2 protein-coding genes are annotated in these 2,406 nt (G+C 70.3%); both read left to right on the top strand.

Features of this window, described 5'->3' with window-relative positions; all coding sequences use genetic code 11:
* On the top strand, positions 1 to 173 hold a 173-nt coding region (locus tag ABD987_RS44445), incomplete at its 5' end, for a universal stress protein (protein ID WP_345409075.1).
* A partial coding sequence (locus ABD987_RS44440; RefSeq protein WP_345409073.1) for a phosphoketolase family protein occupies positions 170 to 2,406 on the top strand: 2,237 nt, incomplete at its 3' end. The genes ABD987_RS44445 and ABD987_RS44440, both read left to right, overlap by 4 nt.

Here is a 2,406-nt window from a genome sequence, read left to right as displayed (position 1 = left end):
TCGACCGGCCGCGGCACGCGCTGCTGGAGTTGTCCGGGCGGGCCCGGCTGGTGGTGGTCGGCAGCCACGGGCGTGGCGGCTTCACCGGGATGCTGCTCGGCTCCACCGGGCAGGCGCTGGTGCAGCACGCGCGGTGCCCGGTGCTGGTCGTGCGCCCGGAGGCATCGCGATGACCGTCGCCGAAACGCGTGACACCGCGCTCACCGAGCTCGAAGTGTCGCAAGTGGACGCTCAGTGGCGGGCGGCGAACTACCTGTCCGCCGGCCAGATCTACCTGCTGGCCAATCCGCTGCTGGCCGAGCCGCTGCGGCCCGGTCACGTCAAGCCGCGGCTGCTGGGGCACTGGGGGACCAGCCCCGGCCTGAACTTCGTCTACGCGCATCTGAACCGCGCGATCCTCGCCCATGGCACCGAGATGCTGTTCGTGACCGGTCCCGGGCACGGTGGTCCCTCGCTGCTGGCCAACACCTGGATCGAGGGCAGCTACACGGAGGCCTGGCCCGAGGTAACCCAGGACGCCGAGGGGATGCGCGCGCTGTTCCGGCAGTTCTCGTTCCCGGGCGGCGTACCCAGCCACGTCTCGCCGCAGGTGCCCGGGTCACTGCACGAAGGGGGTGAACTCGGGTACTCGCTGGCGCACGCCTTCGGGGCGGCCTTCGACAACCCGGGGCTCGTGGTCGCCTGCGTCGTCGGGGACGGTGAAGCGGAGACCGGGCCGCTCGCCACGAGCTGGCACGGCTGCCGCTGGCTCGATCCGGTGCGGGACGGCGCCGTCCTGCCGATCCTGCACCTCAACGGCTACAAGATCGCCAATCCGGCGCTGCTGGCGAGAATCACACCGTCCGAACTGGACTCGTTGCTGCGGGGATACGGCTACGCACCGCTGTACGTCGAAGGCGACGAGCCCGCGCAGATGCACCAGGCCATGGCGGCGGCGCTCGACACCGCGCTCGCCGATCTGGCCGGGATCCGGACGGCCGGAACCCGGCCGAAGTGGCCGATGATCGTGTTGCGCACGCCCAAGGGCTGGACCGGTCCGTCCACAGTGGATGGAAAACAGGTCGAAGGCACCTGGCGGTCGCATCAGGTTCCCCTGTCCGGCGTACGGGACGATCCGGATCGTTTGCGTCAGCTCGAAGCCTGGCTGCGGTCCTATCGGCCCGAGGAGCTGTTCGACGCCGCCGGCGCGCCCACGGCTTCCGTGCGGGCGCTCGTCCCGCCCGCCGAACTGCGGATGGGGTCGAGCCCGCATGCCAACGGCGGCCGGATCCTACGGCCCCTCGGGCTGCCGGACCTCGCCCGGCACGCCGTCCCGGTCGACCATCCCGGGACGGCGACCGCCGAACCTACCCGCGTTCTCGGCCGCTACCTCCGCGACGTCTTCGTCGCCTCCGCGGACCGCCGGAACTTCCGGCTGTTCGGCCCGGACGAGACCGCGTCCAACCGGCTCGACGCGGTCTACGAGGTGACCGCGAAGGCGTGGCAGCTCGCGACCACCGCCGACGACGAGCATCTCGCCCCCGACGGCCGGGTCATGGAGGTCCTGTCCGAGCACCTGTGCCAGGGCTGGCTCGAAGGCTATCTGCTGTCCGGGCGGCACGGGCTCTTCTCGTGCTACGAGGCGTTCGTGCACATCGTCGATTCGATGCTCAACCAGCACGTCAAATGGCTGAAGACGCATCGGGCGATCCCGTGGCGCCGCCCGATCGCGTCGCTGACCTACCTGCTGACCTCGCACGTCTGGCGTCAGGACCACAACGGCTTTTCCCATCAGGATCCCGGGTTCGTCGACCACGTCGCGAACAAGAGCGCCGAGGTCGTGCGCGTCTACCTGCCCCCGGACGCGAACACCCTGTTGCACGTGGCCGACCACTGCCTGCGTAGCCGTGACTACGTCAACGTGATCGTCGCGGGCAAGAACGACACCCCGGTCTGGCTCGACGCCGAACAGGCCGCGTTGCACTGCGCCCGCGGGATCAGCTCCTGGGACTGGGCGGGCACGCACCCCGGCCGCGAACCCGACGTCGTGCTGGCCTGCGCGGGGGACGCGCCCACGATCGAGATCCTCGCCGCCGCGAAGCTGCTCCGCGAGTATCTGCCCGACCTGGCGGTCCGCGTGGTGAACGTCGTCGACCTCATGCGGCTGCAGCCACGTTCGGAACACCCGCACGGGATGCCCGGCCGGGAGTTCGATGCCCTGTTCACCACCGACCGGCCCGTGCTGTTCGCCTACCACGGCTACCCCTGGCTGATCCACCGGCTGGCCTACCGCCGGCACAACCACGCGAACCTGCACGTCCGCGGCTATGTCGAGCACGGCACCACGACCACGCCGTTCGACATGCTCGTGCTCAACCGGATGGACCGGTTCCAGCTCGCCATCGACGTGATCGACCGCGTGCCCGG

It is taken from the genome of Amycolatopsis samaneae, assembly GCF_039541975.1.
GTDB lineage: Bacteria > Actinomycetota > Actinomycetes > Mycobacteriales > Pseudonocardiaceae > Amycolatopsis > Amycolatopsis samaneae.
Note: the sequence above shows the minus strand (reverse complement) of the source record. Positions and strands in the feature narration are given on the sequence as shown.